Here is a 24,600-nt window from a genome sequence, read left to right as displayed (position 1 = left end):
CCTTAGCCCTGACGGCAGCATATTCAGCATTCATTTTACAATGTATGTTAAACTATTGGCAATTACCGACAACGCCTCATAAAGGAGAAAATCATGCCAATCATCGTCCAGATCGTCGGATACAAAAATACCGGCAAAACCACATTGGTTTGCCGGCTGACGGAGTTATTAAAGCTTGCAGGTTATAAAGTCGGTACAGTTAAGCGCGATGCGCATGATTTTCAGATCGATACCCCAGGAACCGATACTTGGAAGCACCAAGCGGCCGGGGCAGACATTACGGCAATCACTTCGGCTAACCGCACGGCCGTACTGAAGCCGTATGCAGAGCCTCTGGATCAGCTGCTTGCCTGCATGACAGAGGTTGATGTCGTGCTAGTTGAAGGCTTCAAGGATGCCTCCTATCCCAAAATTATTATGGTTCGTTCCTTGCAAGACATAGCGCTTCTCAGCGAGCTCAGCAATCCGATTGCCGCTGCCGTCTGGCCCGAAATAAGTCATTTCTTGGCGGTCAACCCGCCGGTACATGCCATCGATGTTAACCAGCCAACGCTCCTATATCAAAAAATAATAGCCTTGCTCCCGCTTTCGTGATGCTTGCTTGTTATTCTGCAATTCCTTGCTTCAGCGCGTAAATAGCCGCCTGCGTGCGGTCATCCACATCAAGCTTATTAAAAATATTCGTAATATGAAATTTGACGGTTTTGACACCGATAAACAGCTCATCGGCAATTTCCTGATTGGATCTTCCCTGCGCCACGCGTTTCAGCACATCCATCTCGCGATCGGTCAGCTCATCATGCAGCGGAGCCTGCTCCTGCTGCTTGGGCTGGCGGAAACGATTCATCATTTTGGCCGCAACCTGCGATTCCAATACCGATTGTCCCCGCGCAGCAGCGCGAATCGCATCCGCGATTTCAGTCGCCCGCGACGTTTTCAGCAAATAGCTGAACGCTCCCGCTTCAATGACCGGATAAAGCTTGCTGTCATCTAAGTAGCTGGTAAGCACGATAACCTTGCATTCCGGATAAAGCTCGAGCAGCTTTGCTGTCGTCTCCACGCCGTCCATGCCGTCCATGACTAAATCCATCAACACAACATCCGGTTTGTAAGCCTGTGCCAGTCGGATTCCATCCATCCCATTGCTTGCTTCGCCGACAACCTCGATGCCGTCTTCGGTATCGAGCACCGCCGCAAGCCCGATCCGTACCATTTCATGATCATCGACAAGCAGCACCTTGATCGGCTGAGTTAATTGTTCCATTGCTTCCACGCCTTACACCGCCTTTTATTATAAAAAATAAGCTTGGTTTATGCTTTCGTCTCTCGTTGCAATTCGGCAGGAATCCATATTTGAATCATGGTGCCTTGTCCAGGCTTGGAAATCATTTGCAGAGATCCGCCCAGCTCCATCACACGCTCCTCCATTGTAAGAAGCCCATAAGAGGTTTGTTTTTTCGCTTCAAGGTCAAAACCTATCCCGCTGTCCTGCAGGCTCATATAAACTTGATTATTTAACCGCACCAGCTTAATATCCATACTCTCTGCTTTCGAGTGCCGCAGCGTATTGGACAAAGCCTCTTGGGCAATTCGGAACAGATGATCCTCAGCATTCGGAGGCAGAACGATCGTCTCATCCACCTCCAGCATGATCGTCATCGGCACCTTCTGCTTCAGCTCATCCACCAGCACGGTAAGCGCCTGCCCGAGATTTTTTCCGTCCAGGTGGACGGGCCGAAGATGAAGCAGCAAAGCACGCATCTCTGATTGGGCAACGGCAGCCATCTCCTCGATAAGCTGTACCTGCCGCTTTGCGCGTTCCCAATCACGATCAATGGTCCGGCTGACCGCAGTCGCCGTCATGGAAATCGCGAATAGCTGCTGGCTTACCGCATCATGCAGCTCGCGCGCCAGCCGCTGGCGTTCCTCGATAACGGCAGTGAATTTTACTTTCTCCGTCCATTTCGGATCGACTTGCTCCTGCTCAGAAACCTCGTTGTCCGATTTCTCGCCGTTGCTCAGTGTGACCGTAAAGCGACGTTTCATCTGCTGTTCGGTCATCCGCTTGAGCGTTTCCTTCAGCTTCGAATTTTGCAAATAACCGTTCAACGCTGCTGCTGCAAGTCCGGCTCCAACAATCGTCAGCCCGACGACTGCCCATTTGCCCTGCAGCGTGAACAGCTCCACGTATCCGATGCCTTGCAGGACGATAACGACCAAACTAATAATAATAAGCAGCCATAATACCGTTTCTGCTACATTGCGCCTGCGGGCCGCATGATTCGGCTGGTCGGCTTTGTTGCCTTGCTCCATACGGCTCACTTCCCTCTATGTACTAGTTTAACCTGTATCGCAAGCTTATGTCAGTGTATTTCATTGTATATTCTTGTTCACTGGCATAATAGGCCAAACGCATGAAAGAGCAGACCGTTAGACGGTCCGCTTCTCTCATCGTTCCTCGTGCTATTCCTCAGTTGATTCCTTCGTAAGCGAAGCCGTAGGATTCAGCTTGTTTTTCAATGCTTGCAGCTGCTCATCAACCTTGATCTGCTTCTCTGCATCGGCAGCGTTGAAGGTGCTTTTCGCGCCGCTGTACGAATACGGAGTGCGAAGAACATCTGCCTCAGCCTCAAGCTGCATAATTTTCTCTTCCATGCGGTAGAAGCCGCGTGATGCTGAGCCGCTGTCAATCGTATGGTTTGCGGTAAGCTGCGCCATCTGCTTCTGCGCTTTGGCAACCTGTGCACGGGAAACGAGCTCATTGCGTTTGTTGCGCAATTGGTAGAACTCTTCCTTCATCGTGTGCAGCTGCTGCATCAATTCCTCAGCTTGGGACTTCGATTGTCCGTGAAGCTCGACATATTCCGTTACCTTTTGGTCGAAATAAAGCTTCTCTTCCAGCAATTTGCGTGCGAGCTCCTCTTGGCCGGCTCTTAGCGCTGCTTCCGCTTTCGATTCACGATCTGCCGCGCTGCGCACTGTTTCTTCCAAGCGCTGCTTCATACGGCGCTCATTAGCCATCTGCTTCGCTACGGTTACCTCGGCTTGATGGATTTCGGACTCCATGTCGCGTAGGTATTGATTCAGCATGACAATCGGATCCTCCATTTTGTCCAATGCCTCATTTAGCGATGCCTTCGTCATATCCTTCATGCGTTTGAAAATTCCCATATTAAAAATCTCCCTTCTCGTATTTAGCAATTTTGGCTTTCAATTCTTCAATTTCACGGCGCAATGCTTTTTTCTCCAGATCATCCATCATACTGTCAAATTGGGACGATGGTGATGGCTGCGGTGCAGGGCCTTGCGTATTCCAAGCGCCCGGTGCTTGCGGCGGGTTTTTGTAAGGTCCTCCGAATGGCGTATTCGGTTGATGGCCATATCCAGGGTTGTAGCCGCCCCCATATCCGTTACCGAAGCCGTTAGGGCCAAAGTTGGAGTAAACCGGCGGTTCTTTCGGCACAACCAGACCAGCAAGAATATATACAAGGATGACGCCACCACCAGTGATTACCGTAACAATAATAAGTAAAATCCTCAGGAGCGTCGCATCAACATTCAACATTTCTGCTAAGCCGCCGCAAAGACCGAATAACTTTTTGTCGCGTGATGAGCGGTAAAATTTCCTCAAGACGTCCATCCTTCTTTCTCAAGCTTTCGCTTCAGCTGCTCAAGCTCGCGTTCTATAACGGATTGTACGGTATTACCCGCTTCCGTTACGAATTCCTGCCCCATTCTGCGGATGTCGCGCAAGCTCTTGGCTTCATGCTCCATGCCGCTGATCCGATCCTCAAGCCTTCTAAACGCTGCGCCCGATTGAGCGCCATGATCGCCGAACCCGTTCGCGTAACGACTGTTTAGGCGCTGCTGCAATCTTAATGATTCCATGCGGGCCGCATAATATTCGCGCTTGTCGTACACCGCTTGGTATTCGCTGCGCATCTCGCGCAGCTGCTCTTCCAGATCAAGCGTGTTCTGGCGGCTTTGCTCGAACAGCTCCCGGTATTGCATGGAACGCTCTTCGCAGCCTGCCTTCTCGTGCAAGGCAATTCTGGCCAGCTGCTCCTCTCCCGCCTTCAAGGCAGTCAAGGCTTGATTCTCACGGCGTTCCTTCTGCTCTTCCGCTTGCAGCCATTGTGCTTTCAGGTGATTGCTATGCCCTGCGTATTGCTGGTACAGCTTCTCCGCCTGTATAATATCTTCTCTTGTAGACCAGAGAAACTGATCAATCATTCGAACCGGATCCTCTGACTTCTCAAGCCGTTCATTTAATGTAGCAACCGTAATGTCGCGTACTCGCTTCATAATACTCATTCCATGTCCTCCTTAGCGTTTTGCGGTGCAAAACCGCTCTAATCTTCTTGCGCTTCTATATTTTCATTCGCAGTTATTAGTAAGCGCTGCGTTTGTTTTTCTTAAAGAGGCTTACACCGCCAACGATCAACCCGATTGCCAGCAGCAATACGATTACGCCGCCAAGCTTGCCAAGAAGCATCATGCCGCCGATTGCGATAAGTATGCCGCCGATCCATTTCTTGTTGTTCATCCAGCCGACAATCCCGAATCCGACCAGTATGAACGGAAGCAAGAAACCGAGTATCGCTCCGAAATGAACACCTACAAAATTAAGTACCGCGATGCTGCCGACGATGATTAGCAGTACACCCAATGCGCTTTTACCATTCATCTCCAAATCCATCTCCTTTCGACCATTAGAATTTCTTCATTTTTTGTTTCGTGCCTTGCGTGTGTTGCTCTTGCTTATGTACTTAGTTTAGATCAATTTTCCCTTTTGTAAAACGGACTTTCGGCGGTTTTGGCACTGGACTTAGGTCGAGTTGGAAGCCCGCCTTAGGGGGTCAAACGGCCATTCTTACCATATATTACAGCTTAAAGTAGCCATATTCCTGTGTTACGTTATTACCAGTACAGGAGGTGTATACGCTACCAATGAGAAACGTATCCATTAAAAAGCTTATTGCAGCTGGGTTATTGTCTGCCGTATTATGTAGTACCGGAAGTGTAACGCTCCCCCTTCATGATCAAGCGTATGCCGCATCATCAACTACCGAGAAGATCATCTCGACTGGCATGAAATACTTAGGAACGCCATATGAGTTCGGCTCCAACCGAAGCACCACCAAAACATTTGACTGTTCGGATTTCACCAAACACATATTCAAGGTTGCCGCAGGCGTTACGCTGCCTTCAACCTCCGCAGCGCAAGCTGCTTACGTCAAAAAGAATTCATCCGTTAAAACAAATTGGGCAAGCCTGAAACGCGGAGACTTGATGTTCTTTATGTCCTATCGCGGCAGCAGCGCCTCCAGCTATGCCAAAGTATCCAAGTCCAAGCAAACCGTCACCCATGTAGGCGTTTATCTAGGCAATGGCAAGATGCTTAATACCTTCTCCAAGGAAAGCGGCGGGGTTCGCGTCGATAACATTGACAATAAACAGTGGGAATACCGCTTCTTGTTTGGCGGCAGCGCCCTCTAGCCGGCATCATTGGCATTAAAAATGCCGGCGAAGCGATTATCGCTTTGCCGGCCAAACCTTTCGTCTCTTCTTATTTATTAGCCAGGAATTGATCGAACTGCTTCTGTTTCTCCGCAATAATCTTCTCGATTCCCGCTGCCTTCAAGCTTTCAATGTACTCCGGCAGCACTTGATCCACATCAACGGACCCCGTTTCAAGCGCTGTTTGATACTGTCTATCGACATTAACGACCGCGGCTACCTCGGCTCTCACATTCGTTCCGTCGAATACGAAGCCCAGCCCGGGAGAAATTTTTGCATTTTGGTTAAAGTCTCGGAATAAGTCCCACTTATCCGCTTTTTCACTATCCCATACATAGTTCAAAAACTGATTGCCAAACATCCAATTCGTGCCTGGATTATAACCGGGAGTATTCGGAGTGGGGCGAATGACTTGCTCATTGACCTTTTCATAATGCTTGCCCTCAATGCCGTAGTTGAGCAGATTATTCAGATAAACATCCGTATGCAGCATATTAATAAACATCATCGCGCGCACGGGATCCTGGGAGGTCGAAGAAATCGCCAGCATGGAACCCGCCGTTTCCGAGGTTGCTATCGTCTTCACATTAAGAGCAAGCTGTGCCAGCTTGCCTGCCAGGCCTGATTGAATAGCGAGCTCCTCGTCCTTTCCTGGCTTCAACGCGGAAGTTATGGAAAACGCGTCACCCGACCGCAGCGCGTCGTTGTTCATCGTTTGATTCGTGGTTGCATCCTTGTTAATGTACCCTTTCTGAAAAAACTGACGCGTAATCCGCAACGTATTCACATAACGCTCTTCCTCGTAGGTCGGCTTAATTTGCGTGCTTTCGCCATCCTTAAGAATAATACCCGGGATCGATGTATCTCCCAGTGCATCGAAATTGCCAATGTAATGCGCATTGAAGGTCTCGCCTTGCTTCATATAAATCGGCGTCATTCCCGGTTTTTTTTCCAAAATGGTCTGATAGACCGCATCCAAGTCTTCTATCGTCTTGACCTGTGACATATCGATGCCAAGCTCGTCAGCGATATCCTTCCGGTATACGATCCCGCCTTGGGCAGCTAATTCCTTATTCGTCGGTACCGCGTAGTTTTTGCCGTTGATCTTGGCTCCAGCCAGAAAAATCGGGTCGAGCGATTGCAGGATGCCTTGACCGTATTGCTCCAGCAGCTCATCCAGCTCTAGAAAAGCGCCTTTCGACACATTCACCGCATGTTTGTTCCATTGCGCTGTGAACAGGATATCAACCGTCTCGCGCGATGCGATCATCAAATTTACTTTGTCATTCCAAGGGCCCCAATCAATGGGCATCAGGTCTATTTTGGCGTTTATTTTGGGCATCAAATAATCGTTGATCGCCGATTCAACCTCTACTTCATCCTTTTGCGGCGCACCCGTGTACACGAATTTAAGCGTGTAGCTCTTCATCGGATAACCGTCCTCGCCTTCCTGAACGGCGGTTTGAGGTGAAGCGCTTTCAATTCCGTTTCCAGCAGCATTGCTTGTTGATGGGCGTTCCGCCCCTGCTTGATTGGAGCATGCGCATAGAAGAAACAAGCAAGCAAGCAAAAAATTCTTCGCACGTATCGGTCTGCGCGTCCTTCGGGTCATTATCGGATTGCCCCCTCGTGCGATAATGAATTGCATTAGCTATGCTTAATTGTAAAGAATACACCAAAAAATGCAAGCACAAGTATATACAGCACAAAAACCCGTGCCTCGGAGGGCACGGGTTTCCGTAATTATTTAAGAATGGGAAGTGTATTACTTGCTTGCAAGGAAAGCGTCGAATTGCTTCTGTTTCTCGGCAACTACCTTTTCTACGCCTGCATCCTTCAGCTTTTTCTCGTAATCTGCCAACGTTTTATCCACGTCAACCGAGCCGGTTTCCAAAGCCCTTTGATACTGACGAATGACGTTTGCAAGCGCGCCAACCTCTGCTTTGACCGGTTCACTGTCGAATACGAATCCAAGGCCTGGAGATACTTTTGCATTTTGGTTAAACTCTTTGAATTTCGCCCATTTCTCTGGGTCCTCTGAATCCCATACATAGTTCAGGAATTGATTGCCGAACATCCAGGCAGAGCCCGGGTTGTAATTAGCGGTGTTGCCCGTTGCCGTAATGATCTCGCCGTTTCTCGTGAAGTGATCGCCTTCGATACCGAAGTTCAGAATGTTGTTAACTTCTTTGTCCGTATGAAGAAGGTTGATCAGCATCATTGCGCGAGCAGGATCTTTGGATGTAAAAGATACGCCGAGCATGGATCCAGCCGTTTCTGAAGTTGCAACTGTCTTCTCGCTCATTGAGATTTGTGCTAGCTTGCCCGATAGGCCAGCCGCGCTTGCTACTTCAGCATCCTTGCCTGGTTTCAATGGCTCTAGGGTAGAGAATACCGTTCCTGCCTTCCAAGCATCTGAAGAGGATACTTGGGTCGTTGCTGCATCAGCATTGATATAACCCTTTTTAAAGTAATCGCGAGTCAGGTTCAAAAATTCCTTATAGCGATCAATTTCCTCAACTGCAGATACTTTTGTACCGTCCAGATCCTTGAGAATCGCTCCTGGAATCGTTGAATCGCCTAGGAAATCATAGTTAGCGAAGAAATGGGAGTTGAACACTCCTCCTGTTGTGTACAGCGGAGTCAGATCCGGTCTTTTCGCTTTGATAACCGCGTAGACCGCATCAAGATCCTGAGGCGTCTTCACATTCGTCATGTCGATGCCAAGCTCATCGGTCACGTCTTTGCGGTATACGATTCCGCCAAGCGCAGCAAGCTCTTTATTGGTTGGAACCCCATAATTTTTTCCGTTGATTTTGGCACCTTCAATAAAGGCAGGATCCAAGGAATCCGTAATGCCTTTGCCATATTGCTCAAGAAGCTCGCCTAGCTCAAGGAATGCTCCTTTAGCTACGTATTTGGCATGGCCGTTCCATTGAGCCGTAAACACGATATCCACTTCTTCTTGCGAAGCAACCATCAGGTTGATTTTGTCATCCCATGCGCCCCAGTCAATCGGTCTAAGGTCAATTGTTGCATTGATTTTTTCAGTTAGGATTTTATTTAATGCTTCTTCGATCTTTTTCTCATCCGTTTGCGGCGTTCCAGGATAAACGAGTGACAGCTGGTAAGGCTTCAGCTCATTCGCGGGCGGTTCTTCTTCTGTGGCCGCCGGCTTCTCTGTTGCTGATGCAGGCTCCTTTGTCGCTTCTGCATTGTTTTTGTTGCCGTTTCCCGAGCATCCAGACACGATTAATACGATAGTCATCATCATTAGAAGAAGCATAGATGTTTTTTGTTTAACTTGCTTCATAGCGGGTGGACCTCCCTCAAAAATTTGGTTTATATGCTAAACCGGATGTTCCGGTTACAGCCGAGCGCAAGCGTTGCAAATGGGCTAGCCTTTAACGGCACCTACCGTAAGCCCTTTTACGAAATATTTCTGAAAGAATGGATAGGCGAATATGATCGGCCCGATCCCGACGACAACCATCGCCATCCGAACCGTCTCGCTTGGAAACTTGAACGTGCCGCCTGCGGCCGTAATCGCCGCTGCTGCCGTGCTGTTATTGGCGAGAAATTGAATGTTCAGCATCGTCTTGTACATCAGGTATTGCACGGTGATATTGCCATCCTTCGTAATAAACACGAGGCTTAGAAACCAATCATTCCAGTACGTAAGCGTCTGGAACAGAGCTACGGTGGCTAACACCGGAAGCGACAAGGGCAGTACGATTTTGAGAAATATGGTAAGCTCTCCCGCTCCGTCTATGTTAGCTGACTCCAGTATCGCTGCCGGAATCGTAGTCTGGAAGAAGGTACGGATAATGAGAACGAAAAACGCGGCAACCAGCAGCGGCATAATAAGCGCCAGCAGCGTATCCTTCAGTTCGAGCGTCTGTGCGTAAACCAAGTACCAAGGAACGAGTCCGCCCGAGAACAGCATCGTGAAGAAAACAAAGAAAGTAAAAAACTTGGCATGCGGGAAATCGTTTCTCGATATCGGATACGCATACAGCGCCATAATAACGAGACTTAGCGTCGTTCCCACAATCGTGACGAATATGGAAATGCTATACGAACGGAGAATTTGGGTAGCATCCTTGAATAAAAATTGATAAGCGCCTAAATCGAATTTGGCTGGGATGAATTGATATCCATTGTTTATTACAGCCGATTCGTCAGTGACCGATACCATCACGATCAATACGAGCGGGATGACGCAAAGCAACGAATAGATAATGAAGAACACATTGATGCCTAGAGAAGCTGGCGTGGACAATTGGTTTTTGGGATTAGATCCGGCTCCGGATGCTATGATCTCTGTTGCTTCCATAGGGTCACCTCCATAAAATTTTCATAATTAGAACAACCTAGAACAGCGCGTTTTCTTTATTGATTCGCCTTACTACCCAGTTAGACAAGAACACGAGCGTAAAACCGATAACCGATTGCAGCAATCCGGCTGCAGACGACAGCCCAATGTCGCCAACCGTTAGAAACGTTCGATATACGTACGTATCAATTACGTTCGTAACCGGGAACAACACGCCTGATTCCCTTGGCACCTGGAAGAAAAGCCCGAAATCCGCATTGAATATTTTCCCGATTTGCAGAAGTGTCATAATAGTGATAACGGGCATGATAAGCGGAACCGTTATGCTCGTCATTTGTTTCCACTTGCTTGCACCGTCAATCGTGGCGGCTTCGTAATATTCGTCATCGATGCCGATGATCGCTGCCATATAAATGACTGTAAAGTAACCCATGCTCTTCCATGTGTTGACGATCGGCAGCACGTATGGCCATACTTCCTGGGTGAAATACCACTGGATGCTCTCCATGCCTAGAGCAGGAAGGAGTGAACTGTTCAGGTAACCGTGCTCATCGCTCATGAATCCGAATACCAAATAGCTGATGACAACCATCGAGAGAAAATACGGCAGAAACATCACCGTTTGATGCAGCTTCGCAAGAAAGCGGCTTCGAATTTCATTGAGCATGATGGCGAATGAAATCGGAAAGATTAAGTTAAGAATGATAAACCCGGAATTGTACAATAATGTGTTTCGTGTAATGATCCAAGCATCGGATGTTTTGAATAGGTATTCGAAATTTCGGAGACCGCTCCAAGGGCTTCCCAATATACCGTCCGCATAATTGATGTTTTTGAACGCAATCATAATTCCGAACATCGGAATGTAATTGTTTAGTATCAGCAGAACGATAGCAGGCAGCATCATTAAATAGAACATCCAATATTTTTTGATAATACGAATTTGAGTCATTTTTTTGACCGAGCTCTTTGGAATATAGGCAGCTGTAACCGTATCTGTCGCAGGTTTTGCCATCGCCTTCCCCCTCCTCTTTCTAAAGCACTGTGTTGTTTTTCCTTGTTTTTATTGTATAAAAAAAAGACGCCGACAGCTGTCGGCGCCGTGACCGCATTAACGGTCAAATGACTTTTCAATTACACGTTTTGAAATTTTTTGCGATATTCCTGTGGGGTTAGCCCCGTCGTTTTTTTAAAAAGCTTTGAAAAATGCGAGAAGTTTCCGTAGCCTACGTTAATAGCAACGTCGCTGACACGGTTATTCGTTTTCTCCAGCTCGGTCCGTGCCTTCGCAATTCGCTGCCGTACCAAGTAATCCGTCAAGGAATAACCTGTTTCCCTCCGAAATAACCGCGACAGGTAGGCTGGATTCAAATAAACGGCATCCGCCACTTGCTCCCTGCTGAACTCCTCGCCAAGGTGCTCCTCCATATAACGCTGTACCTTCTCTACGACTTGGGAGACATCCTTCCCGTTCCGGTTGGCATATTCCGTTATTTGCTGGCTCAGCTGCTGCGTCCACGTTCTCATCCTCGGCAGCGATTTCAGGATGTTCTCTCCCGCTTCCCACTCTCTATGCTTGAATACATCGGTCATCTGCACCGATTTTTTGTTAAGCCATTGAAAGAGCATATTCATATACCCGTAATAGAACGAGGCCATATACGTGTAATCAACCTTTAATTGCTGCATTTGATCAAACCACTCATCAATGCGCAGCGCCAATTCCGCCTGTTTACCTGATTCGAGCAGCAGCGACCAATCAGAGAACGGCGCTGCTTGCGGAACGCTTATCTCCTGTTCATGCGCATGTTCCTGTTCAAGGAGGATCGCGCATGTATTGCTCACGTTGCTGCGCTCCATCGTCAACAGGGCTTGCACCGCTTCGCGAAGCTGCCTCGTTTGCGCGGGTTCACCGATATAGCATGAAAGCGAGCAATGCAGCATGTCCCTGCACTGGTTAATGAATGTTTTGCACCGCCCAGCTATACTGGCAGCCGGTTGCAGCTCATGGTCCGGCGACTCATAAAATAGAACATACATAATGCCGCCGCCATCCTGTACGATATGGCCATGCTCCCCATGAAGAACAAGCTCCTCGGCTGCATTTTTGATGCCGTAGGTCATAATTTCTTCATCGCGGGCAGACCACTCCTCGCGCCACTGCTCAATACTAATCAGTACAATTCGCAGGAGACTGTCAGACTGCAATGGCAAGGCATAGGTTTGCAAGGCAGCATCCAACTGCTGTGGAGCTGCGGACAAACGGTAGTGCAGCACGTCATGCCAGAAGCGCTCGATTAGAATCGGACGCTGCTTGCTCCACTGCTCATAGAACAAGCTGTACGTGTCTTTGATTTTGGCAAGCTGCTCCAAATCTTTAACTTTGTTCAGCGCCTCCTTCACGCATGCCTTCAGCGCCTGATGGTCAATCGGCTTTAGCAAATAATCGAAGCAATCCAATTGAACGGCCTGCTGCGCATACTTGAAATCCGCATGCCCGGTCAGAAATATCGTTACGCTCGAAGGAGAATGCTCGTTCACCCATTCCAGCAGGTCAATACCGCTTAGGTTGGGCATATCGATGTCCGAGAGCATGATATGAATCGTATGCTCTTTCAGCAAGGCTTGTGCTTCCTCCGCGTCGATTGCTGTATAGATATTCGCGATCGGCAGCGTTGACCAATCGATTCCTTCCACGATCCCGCGAATCGCAATTTCTTCGTCGTCCACGACCAATAGGTTATACAACGGCTTTCACCCCTTCTATAAGCTCGGGAAATACGATCTTGATGATGGCTCCGCTGCCCTCTTCTTGATTAGAGAACGTTATGGAGGTCCGTTCCCCGTAGAGCAGCTGAAGCCTGTGTATCACGTTCATGATGCCTAGGCTGCTGGACTCCCCTTCCTGCAGAGGCTCCTTGTTGCGCAGCTTCTCAAGCACGGATGGATCAAAGCCTACGCCGTTATCGCTGATCGTTAACGTAAATCCCTGCTCCTCGTTTAACTCAGCCGCTATTCGGATGTGGAACAGCTGCCGCCTGTTTTTGAAGCCGTGAATAATGGAATTTTCCACGAACGGCTGGATCGTCAATGCCGCAATCGGATATTGGAGAAGCTCCTCCATCCCATCGAAATGACATTGCAGCTTATCCGGAAACCGGATCTTTTGAATGGTCATATAGTTTTCGATATGCTGCAGCTCTTCCTTCAGCGTAATCGTATCACGGTTTGCTTTCATAATAAAACGGAAGTAGTCGGCTAAGTGGAGCGACATTTTTTTGACGGAATCCGTATCGCCGATCGCTGCTAAATTATAAATGATATTAAGGCTATTCATATAGAAATGCGGGTTGATCTGCGCTTGCAGCTGCTTCAGCTCCCCTTGCTTCACGCGCAGCTGCTCTTCGTAGACGTCAATTTTCAACGTTTTGATCTGTTCCGCCATGATGTTGAACGTGTTGCCTAGAAACTCGAATTCGAGTGTTTTATTTTTTTTCAACCGAACGTCCAGCATGCCCAGCGAAATTTTCTTCATGCCCAGAATGAGCTCATGCAGCGGTTTAAACAGCATATTCCGCATAAAGAACAAATAGATGAGCAGGATAGCCAAGAAGCCGATCGGTGCAAATAACGTAGCGTTTCTGAAAAATAACAGGTTTCGCAGCAGCGTTTTTTCCGGAATCACGACCCGATAAGCAATGTTGACCATATCGCTCACCCGGTTCATCACGAGATAGCTCGCTCCCGTCTTGCGGTCAGTCAGTGATTCGTAGGGCTTATCCGATAGTTTATAGCTTAGCTCCAGCGGGGCTGAATTTTCGGTCAAGGATTCCACCAGTTGATTCCCCGAGCGCAAATAAATGCCATTATGACCGATGTCCCCGTCACTCCATTGAATCGAGAGCAGCGTGTTAATGTCTTGGACCTTTATCATTGCGCCAACGTATAATCCATCCGACACCTTGATGAAGTTAATCAGAAAAAACTTGCCGGGCATCCGCTCATCCGCTCTGACCTCCCAGGTATGCTGATCGTTCTGCTCCAGATTTTTCTCCGTGGTCATCGTATCCATATGCGACTTGATAATTTTTTTGGTATCGTTATAGACGCTGTCCGTGCCGAAAATGATGTCGTTCTGATGATATAAAAAAACAGCGTCAATTATATTGTAGACACCGACATCTCTATTCAGCTTGGCGTCGATCCGTATTTTCGTGAGCGTGTAGCCATCGCTGTCCATGGGAAACGACATAAGCAGGCCAACATCGGAATCGAGCACAGACATTTTGTAGAGATAATCATTGATCTGCGATAAATTATGATCGGTCTGGCCGACGTAAATGTCCAATGTGTTTCGATACGTCTCGGATACCTTTTCCCGCACGATATCGCGTGAATAGCTGTTATTAATAAGCATGTATGCGACTACCGGCAGCATTACGGCCATAAATCCAATAATAAGACGCGTTCTAATCGATTTACCAAACCCCACGTGCGGCCTTCCCCCTAACATGTATCATCCATGTATCATCCCGTGTCTAATTCTACCATTTAAAGCGCTTACGCGAAATCATCTTTAAGAGAAAACAATGCTGGATACAAGATACGTTTTGTATCATTATTACTGATTTTCAATGTAAAACCACTGTTTTTCACCTACTCTCTTGCCATCATTGCTTTTATACTGAGTATGAATTTCAAAGTATGCTGCGTGAACAGCGGCAATAAAGGCGAGGTGAGGATCCGAATACAATTGTAAGCGCAATCAAATTGAAGGCAAATTCGACAAGGATGGTGACCATTTCATGGGTTGGTACTCGGCCAAAGCATTGAGAAAGGTATGGACAACGACAACAGGTCTTGCCCTTTTGCTTGGAACGACGCTGCATGCTTCCGCTTCTGATTTACCGAATCACACCGCAGCCGGAGGCAACTCCGGCGTTCAGCTGGAATATTTGGATAGAGGCTTGGTAGCGGCCGCTACTTCACAAGGTGTATTTTTAAGCTGGAGGCTGCTAGGCAATGAAGTAACCGGCTATTCCGCTACAGGGATGACCGGCACCAATTTCAATATTTACCGTGATGGCGTCCAAATAGCCACTGTGGAGGATAGTACAAACTATTCCGATGCGGCTGGCACGGCTGCTTCTCTCTATTACGTCGCTGCCGTCGTTGATGGCAAAGAAACCGAACAGAGCGAAGCCGTTGCGCCATGGAGCAACGCTTATTACAATTTGCCGCTGCAGAAACCGGCAGACGGAATAACACCTGTCGGCGAAGCCTATACATATGCAGCCACTGATATGAGCGTGGGCGATGTGGATGGTGATGGAAAGTACGAATACTTTGTGAAGTGGGATCCCTCTAACTCCAAGGACGTATCGCAGAGGGGCTACACCGGTAACGTTTATATCGATGCTTATCGCTTCGACGGCAAGCTGCTCTACCGAATTGATCTCGGGGTGAACATTCGGGCGGGTGCCCACTATACGGAATTTATGGTTTACGACTTTGATGGAGACGGCAAAGCAGAACTCATGTTCAAAACCGCTCCAGGAACAACAGTCAATAAATATGACGCACAGGGAGCCTTGTTGTCTGAGCAATATATTACGATGCCGGATGAAGATCTTGCAGCAGGGTACAGTCATTCCGATGATTACCGGGTAAGCCGCGAAGGCTATTTCAATCATGTTGTCGATATGTTTATGGATTGGCATAACCATGCAGAGGTCATCAACGGGAATTGGCCTGCTACGCTCGAAGAGAGCTTCGGTATCGCAAAGCAGTACAACTACCCGCTCTCCCGCTTAGACGCCGAAGCGTTGGCTAACTATTTCATGGATGTGTATGCCCCGGGACGGAGCGCCAACAATAAGCTGCGCGAATTTGAAGGCTTTATTCTCAAAGGGCCTGAATATTTAACCGTATTTGAGGGTGAAACCGGCACAGAGCTGGAAACCATCCACTATAAGCCAGGTCGTACTGACGATGGTCTGTTGTGGGGCGATTACGCCATGGGACGGATTGAACCGGGAAATCGCGTTGACCGTTTTCTCGCTGGCGTCGCTTATTTGGACGGGGCGAAACCCTATGCCGTCTTTGCGCGAGGCTATTACACGCGAACGACACTCGTCTCTTACGAATGGGACGGCGAACATTTGCAAGAGCATTGGTTCGTTGACAGCGGCTTCGCGCCGATGTCGAATCCATTTAACGATAGTCCGCATGGCAAGCTTGGCACTGACCCGCTGTTAGGCTCATTGAATACGCAAGGCGCGCATTCCTTAAGCACCGCAGACGTTGACGGGGATGGCAAACAAGAAATCGTTTATGGTTCATCCACGATTGACCATGACGGAACCTTGTTGTACAGCTCTTCAGCCGAGCTTCCTGCCGGCAGCGCCAATCCAGGCGTTATCGCTGGCTTAGGCCATGGGGATGCGCTTCATGTTGCCGATATTGATCCGGATCGAACTGGGCTTGAAATTTTCATGGTACATGAAGGCGCTACCTATGCACCATATGGTTATGCGCTGAGAGACGCCAAAACTGGCGAGGTTATTTACGGCGGATATACGGGTAAAGATACTGGCCGAGGCATGGTAGGCGACGTAGACCCTGCCCATAAAGGACTTGAAACATGGGCTGTCGGTTTATGGAACGCCTCCGGCACGCGAATTAGCGCTACCGCTCCTGGTACGAACATGAATATTAAATGGGCTGCGGACATGACGACACAACTGGTCAATGGTTCGGGCAACAGCACGCCTACTATCGATGATTGGAAGCGCGGACGCTTGCTGACAGCGACCGATACTAGAACCAATAATGGCACGAAAGGCAATCCCTCCCTTGTGGCTGATATTTTTGGCGACTGGAGAGAAGAACTGCTCGTGCGCACGGCAGACAGCTCCGCAATCCGAATCTTCATAAGCACGGAGGTTACGAATCGCAAGCTGTATACGCTCATGCATGATGCTCAGTACCGCACAGGCATTGCTTGGCAGAATACGACCTATAATCAGCCGGCTTATCCAAGCTTTTATTTTGCCTCCGATACTTCATTCGCAAATGTACCCATCCCGAATTTTTGGACGCCGAGAGTGGGCAATGAAGAAACTAGCGGAGGTTTCATTAAAGGCCCCGGTGCAAGTGAAGTCGGAGACAGCTTCTCAGTATTCTACGGATTGGCAGAGCTGCAGAAGGACATCGTTGCTCAGGATGTTACCATTACCTATAATGCAAATTCGCTTGAGCTGGTCGGTCCCCCTATTGCTGCTGACGAATCCAAAATAACGCTCGTAGATTCCAAAATCGATGAGCCTGGGGCGATCAGGATTCTAGGCGTTCATCTGGGCGAGCAAGCGCTGCATGCTTCAGGTGAACTTATCAAGCTGACCTTCAAGGTAAAAGATACTGCTCCAGCAGGCATATCGAATATTGCAATCTCTAAGCTTCATGTCGCTAGCAGCACTGGAGCGGAATCTGAGCTTCAAGGCACAACGTTTAGCATTGAAATTGGCGTAGATAAAGGCGCATTGACAACGCTGATCGCAAATGCCCAGCATCAGCATGATACGGCTGTTGAAGGTAACCGCATCGGTCAATATCCGATAGGCTCCAAAGCCGATCTCCAAGCAGCGATCAATGATGCGAAAGCGGTCTCCGCAGCTGCCTCTTCTACTCAGGCTCAAATTGCGCAAGCTGCGCTAGACTTGAATGCTGCATTGCAAGCCTTCCTTGATCTGGTCATCGAGAAAGTAGAAGGCGATTACAATAACGACAACGCAACCAGCATCGGCGATCTTGCGCTCATGGCCAAAGCTTATGGCAAAACATCCGCTGACACCGATTGGAGCGCCGTTAAAGCCTATGATTTGAACAAGGATAATCTCATCGATATTCAAGATCTCGTCGTTCTTGCAAAACTCATTCTGAATTGGTAACCAACTGCTCTTAACTTCAGCAACCGTTCCGAACCGCGGGAGGAAGAAGCAACTTCTTCCTCTCGCGCATTTTTCGTTAAAGGATGGTCCTCGACTATGAAATATAAAGCCAAATCAGTCTATCTCGTTTTTATGTTGCTTATCGGTATTGTATTGCAACCGGCAATGGCATTTGGCGAAGCTCTTCCATCATTATCACTAGCGATCTCTCAACCAAAGGCAGGCATCGGACAAGATGTACGCGTTACGGTGGAAGGCATACAGCTTGCTGATTTATACGGGTACGAGCTGCGTTTGCGCTATGATACTATCAAACTGCGCTTTAAAAGCGCGTCAGCACACGATACAGGTCTTTCTGTACCCGCTGCAGCCAAGGATGGGGAAATCGTATTCGCGCATACGAAGCTTGGCAAAAGCCCTGGGAATAATGGCAATGCCAGCCTTGCGACCTTAGCCTTCGAGACGATTGCATCCGGATCAGCTGCCGTTAGCCTAGTGAGAATGAAGCTGGTCGACAGTAAAGCTACCACCATCACGATATCCCCCCAAAACATAAAAGCTTTGTTCGTCATTCATTTGCTGGATGATCATAAAGCTCCTCAAGATCTTAAGGGCCACTGGGCTGAAGCTAATGTGCTGCGTGCGATGGAGCTCGGCTTCGTCACAGGCTACCCTGACGGATCCTTCCGACCTAATAGCTTGGTAACAAGAGCGGAATATACAGCAATGCTAGTTCGCGCAGTTCAGCTCCCCAAAGCCGTTGGCAGCGAAGTTACATTGGATTTCACTGATATTGACCATATCCCCGATTGGGCTAAGCCTTATATTGCTGAAGCCGCGTCAGCCGGCGTAATATCCGGGTATGAGGACCGTACGTTCCGAGCACAGAACAAAATCAATCGCGCGGAGATGGCGGTTATTCTCGCTCGTACAGCCGGCTTCGATCTAACCGACTCTGGCATGACGCAATTTTCCGATGATGGGCAAATACCGAATTGGGCCAAGGCAGCGATAATTGATTCCGTACATAACAAGCTTCTAGAGGGCAGGGGAAACAATCGGTTCGCTCCAAGTGCCCATACCACGCGTGCTGAAGCACTCACTGCTATTCTTAAGCTGCGGGATTTGCAGAGCATGTGATAAAATACCAAAAAGGCGCCTTAGGGATCATATCCCGTAAGCGCCTTTCCATCAAGCTATTTACTGAATCTCTACCTTTTTCTTTAATAGATAGACCGTAAGATATAATAAGGCTCCCGTAAATACCGCCTCCAGCAAAAACTGACCGAAAAAATAATTCATATTCAGATTCGAGCTTAGCGTCACGCTGCTCGTATCTCCGATCTCACTAGTAATAGAAACGAGGCCAGCAGAAGATTCGTCATTACCAAACAACAAGTAATCAATCCATACGAGCAAAGAGTGTATGGCAAAGAAGAAAATGATTCCCATCCACGTCGCTCCCTTAAACCGGAAGCATGCTGCAACAGTAATAGATGCTAGTATAGAAATAATAAACGAGGTATATGCCCATATGATTTGTACAATTAAAATGGCTTTGGCAGCCCCTACAAACTTGAAGTTATCTTTAAAGAAAGACCAATCGTTGTTTGAAAAGGCTGCGAAGATCGGGATATGGATAGCTGCTATAATAGCGATTAGCCCTAAAACAATCCAGCAAAGCAGGATAGATGCCCCTATTCCCTTTATTGGATGCTGCGGAAGCAGCCTTCTGCTGTACGACTTTATATTGCTGTCGAATGTCCTCAAGCTATGGATAAACAATAAAATAAACGCAAGCACGTAACCGAATATGCTTAATCCGACAATAAGGGTTTCGTCCCAGTGCTTCATTAGTCCAATGATGCTAAGCGCGGCTTGCACAATAACCAATATGGCCAGCGTGCTAAGAATACCGTCATTGCTCCGCTTCCAATCGTACTTCAGCAGCTTAATCATTCTCCGAATACCTCCTTGAACATTTCATCGACGCTTTTGCCATGCTTGAGACGGATGTTCTCTACTTCGTCCTGCAAAACAATTTCTCCCTCTCGAATGAACACTACTTCATCAAAAATCCGCTCAATATCACGTACAAGGTGAGTAGAGACAAGCAAGCTGCTTTCCTCGTTATAATAATGAACGATCGCGTCTAGAATCTTTGCCCGTGCTACCGGATCAACCCCGCCAATTGGTTCATCGAGCAAATAAAGCTTTGCGTTGCGAGACAAAGTAAGCGTTAATTGCAGGCGCTCATTCATTCCCTTCGATAACTCGAGTACGCGATCACGTTTGTTCAGTTTCATAAAGCCCAGCATATCCTCTGCTTTCGCCGTATCGAAGTCCGCGTAAAACTCTTTATAAAATAAAACCGCATCCTCGACCCGCATCCATTTCTCAGTCAACGGCCGATCGGGCATGAAAGAGGTCATTTTTTTTGTTTCTAGCCCTACCTCCATGCCTCCAACTTGAACGGTGCCCGAAGCCGGATGAATGAGGCCCGCAGCTAGCTTCATGAGCGTACTTTTACCACTGCCGTTGCTGCCAAGCAACCCGATTATTTTCCCTGGGCTTAATTGCAGCGAAACCTGCTTTAGCGCGCTCTTGCCGCCATAGGATTTGGATACGTCCTTCAATTGCAATATGCTCTCCATAGTAACATCTCTCCTATTCGTTATCCTTATCTTCCACAGCTAGCGAAACGATGTTTACGATATCGTGATTAGCGAATCCAAGCTCCTGCATCCCTTGTATAAAGCGGCCAAGCAGGTCGCCTGCCATTTCCTTTTTGATCTCCATAATTTTCGACTCCTCACTCGTCACGTATCTGCCCAGTCCGCGCTTTGTTTCCACGATTAGTTCACGCTCCAGCTCTTGAAAAGCACGCTGTACCGTGTTTGGATTAATTTGAAGTTCAATGGCAAGCTCCCGGACAGCTGGTATTTTATCGCCTGCCTTAAGCTTTCCAACTATTATTTCCTTTTTGATATGGTTCATAATTTGCAAGTAGATAGGTAAATTATTATCGAATTCTATGCTCACAATTTCCCTGCTCCTCTCCGATGCCACTTTCTTGAAATATAAGAGTTTATATGTTACACGCGATAAAGTATTCTTCTATACTACGAGAAACGGATACCCTCCTCTTGCAGAGGACGGAAAAGCCGATTCTTTTTGAGCCTCAGCCTACTATGCGATGTCACGTTTTTTGAATGAAATAAAACTTATTGCAAGAAACAAGCAAACATAAATGGCGCTAATCGTGCTTGGGAATACGAAATCCTTTATTGTTGAATTCGCGCCTGCAAACAACGATAAATCGGTGTTCATAAATAGCAGATATTTCGAAAATGCATATCGCGAGAGAAGCATTTGGATGAGCCCTTCAAGTAAAACCGCCGTCATCCCTATGCCAATCGTCGCCCCTGTCGAACGAGTCAAGATGCCGAACATAAAGGTCAAGCTAACATAAATCAAAGTATACACCGTTTGAAAAAGAATGCCTTTTGCGACAAGCAGCCATGTACCATCACCTGATGCCGATTCGAATCCGAATAGTGCTCCGCTCGCTGCTAATGCTGCAACAATCGTGAATATAATGAGCGAAACCGTAAACAGAATGGCCGCGACATATTTTGATGCCAAGATTTTATTTCTGCCATGGGCTCTAATGAGTAAAAACTTGATTGTTCCTAATTGATGCTCCTTAGCCACAATTCCTGCTGTGAAGATGACGGCTATGATCGTAACTATCTGCCCTACCCCGTTTGTCGTCATAATGGAAGCTGTAAAATCAAGCATGGAAGGCAGCTCCTCGCTCGATAGCTGTTTAATCAATAAAGCGAAGCCTATCACTGTTACTAGCATTACAGCGTATGCAATGAAAAAGCTTCGTTTCTTGGACATTTTCAACCATTCATTTAAGATTAAACCACCGAAGTTATGCAATGCGGCTTCCTCCTGTCCATTTGAGGAATTCCTCTTCAAGTGATAGCTTGGTTTCAGTAATTCGGTATATTTTAATTTGCCCTCCACCCAGCTTAGCAACAACTTGTGGGATCAGCTCATCTTGCAAGGAAAGGACGATTTCATGACGATCCTTATCGAGTCCTACAACCTCAACTCCACTAATCGCAGACGATATCGAATACGCGCTGTCCAGTTGATCCACTCGAATTTTAACCGTCAGCAGCTGTGACTGCTCCTTCGCTTGATGTAAATCTCGCTCGGTCACATATTTTCCCTCTTGGATGACAACGACCCGGCTGCACATGAGCTCCATTTCAGAAAGCAAGTGGCTCGATACGAGAATTGAAATGCCTTCATGGTCTGCTATATGCTGCAAGTAATGGCGCATTTCCCGAATGCCTGCTGGATCTAAGCCGTTAGTCGGCTCATCGAGAATAAGCAAGGATGGGTTGCCTAGCAGCGCTTGCGCAATACCCAGTCGCTGCCGCATGCCAAGAGAGTACGCCTTCACTTTCTTATTCATAGCTGCTTCCAAACCAACTAGCTCAGTAACGATCTTAATGCGTTCATTCGTTATTCCGCTGTCCATTCTCTGGTACTGCTTAAGATTATCCCACCCACTCATGTACGGATAAAACTCAGGGTTTTCAATAATAGCGCCAATATGACGAATGGCGTTGCTAAAATCACTACGGATGCTATGTCCCTGTACGAATACGTCCCCCTCCGACATTTGAATTAGGCCTACTAGCATCCTGATTGTTGTCGTTTTCCCGGCTCCGTTCGGACCTAGTAAACCGACGATTTCCCCTTTTTGAATGTTAAACGACATGCGATCAACAATCGTTTTCCCGCCGATTCGTTTCGTTACTTGCCGCAAGGAAAGGACAGGCGTGTTTTCTTTTATATCAGATGTTACTGCCATCTTCGCAACCTCCAGTGTTCTTGTGTGTTAGTTAAATAGTACACTAGTTAAAAAGGTCTGTAAAGAGGCAATTCCATTATTTATAAAACCAAGCTTGCATGGCATGAATGGTCTGCAAAATAAACACAAAACATAGGAAACACAAAAAAACTCTTAAGATCAATTGATCTTAAGAGTTTGGGCTTTAAAATATGGTGCCGATGAGAGGACTCGAACCTCCACGGTTTCCCTCACGATTTTGAGTCGCGCGCGTCTGCCATTCCGCCACATCGGCAATTCAGTAAAGATGGCGTGCCCTAAGAGATTCGAACTCCTGGCCTTTTGATTCGTAGTCAAACGCTCTATCCAGCTGAGCTAAGGGCACATATGTTTTCACAAAAAAATGTGGAGGCGCCACCCAGACTCGAACTGGGGGTAGAGCTTTTGCAGAGCTCTGCCTTACCACTTGGCTATGGCGCCAAATAAATGGAGCGGAAGACGGGAATCGAACCCGCGACCCTCGCCTTGGCAAGGCGATGCTCTACCGCTGAGCCACTTCCGCAAATAAATGGCTGGGGATTCAGGGATCGAACCTGAGAATGACGGAGTCAAAGTCCGTTGCCTTACCGCTTGGCTAATCCCCAACATAATGCATGTGTTTTAAAATTAATGGGGCGATCGAGGGGAATTGAACCCCCGAGTGTCGGATCCACAAACCGATGCGTTAACCACTTCGCCACGACCGCCATATTTAAATATTTAGTTGGCAGGGGCAGCAGGAATTGAACCCACACCAAAGGTTTTGGAGACCTTTGTTCTACCTTTAAACTATGCCCCTAAGGTAAACTGGTGGAGGATGATGGATTCGAACCACCGAACTCAGAGAGAGCAGATTTACAGTCTGCCGTGTTTAGCCACTTCACTAATCCTCCATGTGGTGCCGTCGAGAGGACTTGAACCCCCAACCTACTGATTACAAGTCAGTTGCTCTACCAGTTGAGCTACAACGGCATATTCACTTGTTTATTGCTTGTACTTCTTAAATGGTGGCTCGGGACGGAATCGAACCGCCGACACGAGGATTTTCAGTCCTCTGCTCTACCGACTGAGCTACCGAGCCTGATGTTTTTTGAATGGCGGAGCTGACGGGATTCGAACCCGCGGTCTCCTGCGTGACAGGCAGGCATGTTGGGCCACTACACCACAGCTCCACATCAAATTCTCGGAAACTTCCGAATGGTAAAGATTTTTGGTTGCGGGGGCAGGATTTGAACCTGCGGCCTTCGGGTTATGAGCCCGACGAGCTACCGGGCTGCTCCACCCCGCGTCGTTATAAAATTATGGTGGAGGATGACGGGATCGAACCGCCGACCCTCTGCTTGTAAGGCAGATGCTCTCCCAGCTGAGCTAATCCTCCATGTTGAGCGACCTTTATATCTTATCATAGGCACTTCGCTCTTGTCAATAACTTTTTGAGAAGTAAATGGTGACCCGTAGGGGACTCGAACCCCTGTTACCTCCGTGAAAGGGAGGTGTCTTAACCACTTGACCAACGGGCCTTGCTGGCAGAGAGGAAGGGATTCGAACCCTCGAGACCCGGTTAGAGCCTACACGATTTCCAATCGTGCTCCTTCGACCACTCGGACACCTCTCTACAATGGCTCCCCGAACAGGACTCGAACCTGTGACAACTCGATTAACAGTCGAGTGCTCTACCAACTGAGCTATCAGGGAATATAAGCAATTTCAAAGCAAGTTACGCCCTGAAAACTGGATACGAAAGATCAGGTTTGCTGAACCTTTATTGCTGTTGTCTACCGGATGTATGGGTCACGGTAAACGTGTTTAGGATAAGCCCTCGACCGATTAGTATTCGTCAGCTACACACATTGCTGTGCTTCCACCCCGAACCTATCAACCTC

Annotated in this window: 21 protein-coding genes, 16 tRNA genes and 1 pseudogene; 5 read left to right on the top strand and 33 right to left on the bottom strand. The window is 47.9% G+C overall.

Annotation, left to right across the window (positions count from 1 at the left end; all coding sequences use genetic code 11):
- Positions 1–93: 93 nt before the first annotated feature.
- On the top strand, positions 94–594 hold the full coding sequence (gene mobB / locus AC0YN3_RS23755; RefSeq protein ID WP_475777421.1) for a molybdopterin-guanine dinucleotide biosynthesis protein B: 501 nt from the start codon (positions 94–96) through the stop codon (positions 592–594).
- 10 nt (positions 595–604) lie between these two features.
- On the opposite strand, the gene AC0YN3_RS23750 is transcribed toward mobB, so the two are convergent.
- The 6 genes from AC0YN3_RS23750 to AC0YN3_RS23725 form a co-directional block, all read right to left on the bottom strand.
- The gene (locus tag AC0YN3_RS23750; RefSeq protein ID WP_475777420.1) at positions 605–1,264 is read right to left on the bottom strand and encodes a response regulator; all 660 of its coding nucleotides are present in this window, start codon (positions 1,262–1,264) and stop codon (positions 605–607) included.
- Positions 1,265–1,311: 47 nt separating this feature from the next.
- On the bottom strand, positions 1,312–2,313 hold the full coding sequence (locus AC0YN3_RS23745; protein ID WP_475777419.1) for a sensor histidine kinase: 1,002 nt from the start codon (positions 2,311–2,313) through the stop codon (positions 1,312–1,314).
- Positions 2,314–2,463: 150 nt separating this feature from the next.
- Entirely contained in the window at positions 2,464–3,171 is a 708-nt protein-coding gene (locus AC0YN3_RS23740) for a PspA/IM30 family protein (RefSeq protein WP_475777418.1), read from the bottom strand.
- A 1-nt stretch (position 3,172) separates the two neighbouring features.
- On the bottom strand, positions 3,173–3,640 hold the full coding sequence (locus tag AC0YN3_RS23735) for a PspC domain-containing protein (RefSeq protein ID WP_475777417.1): 468 nt from the start codon (positions 3,638–3,640) through the stop codon (positions 3,173–3,175).
- Positions 3,628–4,314, bottom strand: coding sequence for a PspA/IM30 family protein (locus AC0YN3_RS23730; RefSeq protein WP_183568913.1), 687 nt, complete (start codon positions 4,312–4,314; stop codon positions 3,628–3,630). Before AC0YN3_RS23730 ends, AC0YN3_RS23735 begins: the two co-directional genes overlap by 13 nt.
- 76 nt (positions 4,315–4,390) lie before the next feature.
- Positions 4,391–4,687, bottom strand: coding sequence for a LiaF transmembrane domain-containing protein (locus AC0YN3_RS23725; protein WP_475777416.1), 297 nt, complete (start codon positions 4,685–4,687; stop codon positions 4,391–4,393).
- Between the two features lie 263 nt (positions 4,688–4,950).
- Between AC0YN3_RS23725 and AC0YN3_RS23720 the strand changes: the two genes are divergently transcribed.
- On the top strand, positions 4,951–5,499 hold the full coding sequence (locus AC0YN3_RS23720; RefSeq protein WP_475777415.1) for a C40 family peptidase: 549 nt from the start codon (positions 4,951–4,953) through the stop codon (positions 5,497–5,499).
- A 70-nt stretch (positions 5,500–5,569) separates the two neighbouring features.
- Here AC0YN3_RS23720 and AC0YN3_RS23715 read toward each other — a convergent pair whose 3' ends face one another.
- The 6 genes from AC0YN3_RS23715 to AC0YN3_RS23690 all read right to left on the bottom strand — a co-directional run bounded on the left by AC0YN3_RS23715 (position 5,570) and on the right by AC0YN3_RS23690 (position 14,348).
- A complete protein-coding gene (locus tag AC0YN3_RS23715) occupies positions 5,570–7,132 on the bottom strand; it encodes an ABC transporter substrate-binding protein (RefSeq protein ID WP_475777414.1) in 1,563 nt (520 codons plus the stop codon).
- A gap of 153 nt (positions 7,133–7,285) precedes the next feature.
- Positions 7,286–8,833 carry an ABC transporter substrate-binding protein gene (locus tag AC0YN3_RS23710; protein WP_475777413.1) on the bottom strand — a complete coding sequence of 516 codons (1,548 nt, stop codon included), beginning with the start codon at positions 8,831–8,833 and terminating at the stop codon, positions 7,286–7,288.
- 84 nt (positions 8,834–8,917) lie between these two features.
- Entirely contained in the window at positions 8,918–9,856 is a 939-nt protein-coding gene (locus AC0YN3_RS23705; RefSeq protein WP_475777412.1) for a carbohydrate ABC transporter permease, read from the bottom strand.
- 37 nt (positions 9,857–9,893) lie between these two features.
- Entirely contained in the window at positions 9,894–10,871 is a 978-nt protein-coding gene (locus AC0YN3_RS23700; protein WP_475777411.1) for an ABC transporter permease, read from the bottom strand.
- A 119-nt stretch (positions 10,872–10,990) separates the two neighbouring features.
- Positions 10,991–12,604 carry a helix-turn-helix domain-containing protein gene (locus AC0YN3_RS23695; RefSeq protein ID WP_475777410.1) on the bottom strand — a complete coding sequence of 538 codons (1,614 nt, stop codon included), beginning with the start codon at positions 12,602–12,604 and terminating at the stop codon, positions 10,991–10,993.
- On the bottom strand, positions 12,597–14,348 hold the full coding sequence (locus AC0YN3_RS23690; RefSeq protein ID WP_475777409.1) for a sensor histidine kinase: 1,752 nt from the start codon (positions 14,346–14,348) through the stop codon (positions 12,597–12,599). Before AC0YN3_RS23690 ends, AC0YN3_RS23695 begins: the two co-directional genes overlap by 8 nt.
- 313 nt (positions 14,349–14,661) lie before the next feature.
- Here AC0YN3_RS23690 and AC0YN3_RS23685 point away from each other — a divergent pair.
- The 3 genes and pseudogenes from AC0YN3_RS23685 to AC0YN3_RS23675 form a co-directional block, all read left to right on the top strand.
- A pseudogene (locus tag AC0YN3_RS23685) lies at positions 14,662–17,364 on the top strand (rhamnogalacturonan lyase family protein); the annotation flags it as partial.
- 33 nt (positions 17,365–17,397) lie between these two features.
- Positions 17,398–17,805 carry a dockerin type I domain-containing protein gene (locus tag AC0YN3_RS23680; RefSeq protein ID WP_475777567.1) on the top strand — a complete coding sequence of 136 codons (408 nt, stop codon included), beginning with the start codon at positions 17,398–17,400 and terminating at the stop codon, positions 17,803–17,805.
- Between the two features lie 96 nt (positions 17,806–17,901).
- Positions 17,902–18,945, top strand: coding sequence for an S-layer homology domain-containing protein (locus AC0YN3_RS23675; RefSeq protein WP_475777408.1), 1,044 nt, complete (start codon positions 17,902–17,904; stop codon positions 18,943–18,945).
- Between the two features lie 60 nt (positions 18,946–19,005).
- Here the strand turns inward: AC0YN3_RS23675 and AC0YN3_RS23670 are convergent, their stop codons facing one another.
- The 21 genes from AC0YN3_RS23670 to AC0YN3_RS23570 all read right to left on the bottom strand — a co-directional run bounded on the left by AC0YN3_RS23670 (position 19,006) and on the right by AC0YN3_RS23570 (position 24,412).
- Positions 19,006–19,764: a hypothetical protein gene (locus tag AC0YN3_RS23670; protein ID WP_475777407.1), complete on the bottom strand. Its 759-nt coding sequence runs from the start codon at positions 19,762–19,764 to the stop codon at positions 19,006–19,008.
- Complete coding sequence (locus AC0YN3_RS23665) at positions 19,761–20,459, bottom strand: ABC transporter ATP-binding protein (RefSeq protein ID WP_475777406.1); 699 nt, start codon at positions 20,457–20,459, stop codon at positions 19,761–19,763. Before AC0YN3_RS23665 ends, AC0YN3_RS23670 begins: the two co-directional genes overlap by 4 nt.
- 13 nt (positions 20,460–20,472) lie before the next feature.
- Positions 20,473–20,847, bottom strand: a complete 375-nt coding sequence (locus AC0YN3_RS23660; protein WP_475777405.1) for a GntR family transcriptional regulator — start codon at positions 20,845–20,847, stop codon at positions 20,473–20,475.
- A 147-nt stretch (positions 20,848–20,994) separates the two neighbouring features.
- Entirely contained in the window at positions 20,995–21,753 is a 759-nt protein-coding gene (locus tag AC0YN3_RS23655; protein WP_475777404.1) for an ABC transporter permease, read from the bottom strand.
- Positions 21,746–22,699, bottom strand: coding sequence for an ABC transporter ATP-binding protein (locus AC0YN3_RS23650; RefSeq protein WP_475777403.1), 954 nt, complete (start codon positions 22,697–22,699; stop codon positions 21,746–21,748). The genes AC0YN3_RS23655 and AC0YN3_RS23650 overlap by 8 nt, the downstream gene beginning before the upstream one ends.
- Before the next feature lie 192 nt (positions 22,700–22,891).
- Positions 22,892–22,973: transfer RNA gene (locus AC0YN3_RS23645), tRNA-Leu, on the bottom strand.
- Positions 22,974–22,986: 13 nt separating this feature from the next.
- Positions 22,987–23,063: transfer RNA gene (locus AC0YN3_RS23640), tRNA-Arg, on the bottom strand.
- A 21-nt stretch (positions 23,064–23,084) separates the two neighbouring features.
- Positions 23,085–23,158 (bottom strand) — tRNA-Cys (locus AC0YN3_RS23635).
- Positions 23,159–23,165: 7 nt separating this feature from the next.
- A tRNA-Gly gene (locus tag AC0YN3_RS23630) sits at positions 23,166–23,240 on the bottom strand.
- A 7-nt stretch (positions 23,241–23,247) separates the two neighbouring features.
- Positions 23,248–23,322, bottom strand: a tRNA-Gln gene (locus tag AC0YN3_RS23625).
- Between the two features lie 26 nt (positions 23,323–23,348).
- A tRNA-His gene (locus tag AC0YN3_RS23620) sits at positions 23,349–23,424 on the bottom strand.
- Between the two features lie 18 nt (positions 23,425–23,442).
- Positions 23,443–23,516 (bottom strand) — tRNA-Trp (locus AC0YN3_RS23615).
- Between the two features lie 9 nt (positions 23,517–23,525).
- Positions 23,526–23,610, bottom strand: a tRNA-Tyr gene (locus AC0YN3_RS23610).
- A 3-nt stretch (positions 23,611–23,613) separates the two neighbouring features.
- Positions 23,614–23,689 (bottom strand) — tRNA-Thr (locus AC0YN3_RS23605).
- Between the two features lie 33 nt (positions 23,690–23,722).
- Positions 23,723–23,798: transfer RNA gene (locus AC0YN3_RS23600), tRNA-Phe, on the bottom strand.
- Between the two features lie 14 nt (positions 23,799–23,812).
- Positions 23,813–23,889 (bottom strand) — tRNA-Asp (locus tag AC0YN3_RS23595).
- Between the two features lie 39 nt (positions 23,890–23,928).
- Positions 23,929–24,005: transfer RNA gene (locus AC0YN3_RS23590), tRNA-Met, on the bottom strand.
- Positions 24,006–24,019: 14 nt separating this feature from the next.
- A tRNA-Val gene (locus AC0YN3_RS23585) sits at positions 24,020–24,095 on the bottom strand.
- Positions 24,096–24,162: 67 nt separating this feature from the next.
- Positions 24,163–24,237, bottom strand: a tRNA-Glu gene (locus AC0YN3_RS23580).
- A gap of 4 nt (positions 24,238–24,241) precedes the next feature.
- Positions 24,242–24,332, bottom strand: a tRNA-Ser gene (locus AC0YN3_RS23575).
- Positions 24,333–24,336: 4 nt separating this feature from the next.
- Positions 24,337–24,412 (bottom strand) — tRNA-Asn (locus tag AC0YN3_RS23570).
- Positions 24,413–24,600 lie beyond the last annotated feature (188 nt).

The sequence above is a fragment of the Paenibacillus sp. J22R232 genome, from assembly GCF_056269165.1.
Note: the sequence above shows the minus strand (reverse complement) of the source record. Positions and strands in the feature narration are given on the sequence as shown.

What these genes read in the sequence shown, in the direction of transcription:
- mobB (WP_475777421.1), top strand. Translation starts at nt 94, where the DNA reads ATGCCAATCATCGTCCAGATCGTCGGATACAAAAATACCGGCAAAACC.
- AC0YN3_RS23750 (WP_475777420.1), bottom strand. Translation starts at nt 1,264, where the DNA reads ATGGAACAATTAACTCAGCCGATCAAGGTGCTGCTTGTCGATGATCAT.
- AC0YN3_RS23745 (WP_475777419.1), bottom strand. Translation starts at nt 2,313, where the DNA reads ATGGAGCAAGGCAACAAAGCCGACCAGCCGAATCATGCGGCCCGCAGG.
- AC0YN3_RS23740 (WP_475777418.1), bottom strand. Translation starts at nt 3,171, where the DNA reads ATGGGAATTTTCAAACGCATGAAGGATATGACGAAGGCATCGCTAAAT.
- AC0YN3_RS23735 (WP_475777417.1), bottom strand. Translation starts at nt 3,640, where the DNA reads ATGGACGTCTTGAGGAAATTTTACCGCTCATCACGCGACAAAAAGTTA.
- AC0YN3_RS23730 (WP_183568913.1), bottom strand. Translation starts at nt 4,314, where the DNA reads ATGAGTATTATGAAGCGAGTACGCGACATTACGGTTGCTACATTAAAT.
- AC0YN3_RS23725 (WP_475777416.1), bottom strand. Translation starts at nt 4,687, where the DNA reads ATGAATGGTAAAAGCGCATTGGGTGTACTGCTAATCATCGTCGGCAGC.
- AC0YN3_RS23720 (WP_475777415.1), top strand. Translation starts at nt 4,951, where the DNA reads ATGAGAAACGTATCCATTAAAAAGCTTATTGCAGCTGGGTTATTGTCT.
- AC0YN3_RS23715 (WP_475777414.1), bottom strand. Translation starts at nt 7,132, where the DNA reads ATGACCCGAAGGACGCGCAGACCGATACGTGCGAAGAATTTTTTGCTT.
- AC0YN3_RS23710 (WP_475777413.1), bottom strand. Translation starts at nt 8,833, where the DNA reads ATGAAGCAAGTTAAACAAAAAACATCTATGCTTCTTCTAATGATGATG.
- AC0YN3_RS23705 (WP_475777412.1), bottom strand. Translation starts at nt 9,856, where the DNA reads ATGGAAGCAACAGAGATCATAGCATCCGGAGCCGGATCTAATCCCAAA.
- AC0YN3_RS23700 (WP_475777411.1), bottom strand. Translation starts at nt 10,871, where the DNA reads ATGGCAAAACCTGCGACAGATACGGTTACAGCTGCCTATATTCCAAAG.
- AC0YN3_RS23675 (WP_475777408.1), top strand. Translation starts at nt 17,902, where the DNA reads ATGAAATATAAAGCCAAATCAGTCTATCTCGTTTTTATGTTGCTTATC.
- AC0YN3_RS23670 (WP_475777407.1), bottom strand. Translation starts at nt 19,764, where the DNA reads ATGATTAAGCTGCTGAAGTACGATTGGAAGCGGAGCAATGACGGTATT.
- AC0YN3_RS23665 (WP_475777406.1), bottom strand. Translation starts at nt 20,459, where the DNA reads ATGGAGAGCATATTGCAATTGAAGGACGTATCCAAATCCTATGGCGGC.
- AC0YN3_RS23650 (WP_475777403.1), bottom strand. Translation starts at nt 22,699, where the DNA reads ATGGCAGTAACATCTGATATAAAAGAAAACACGCCTGTCCTTTCCTTG.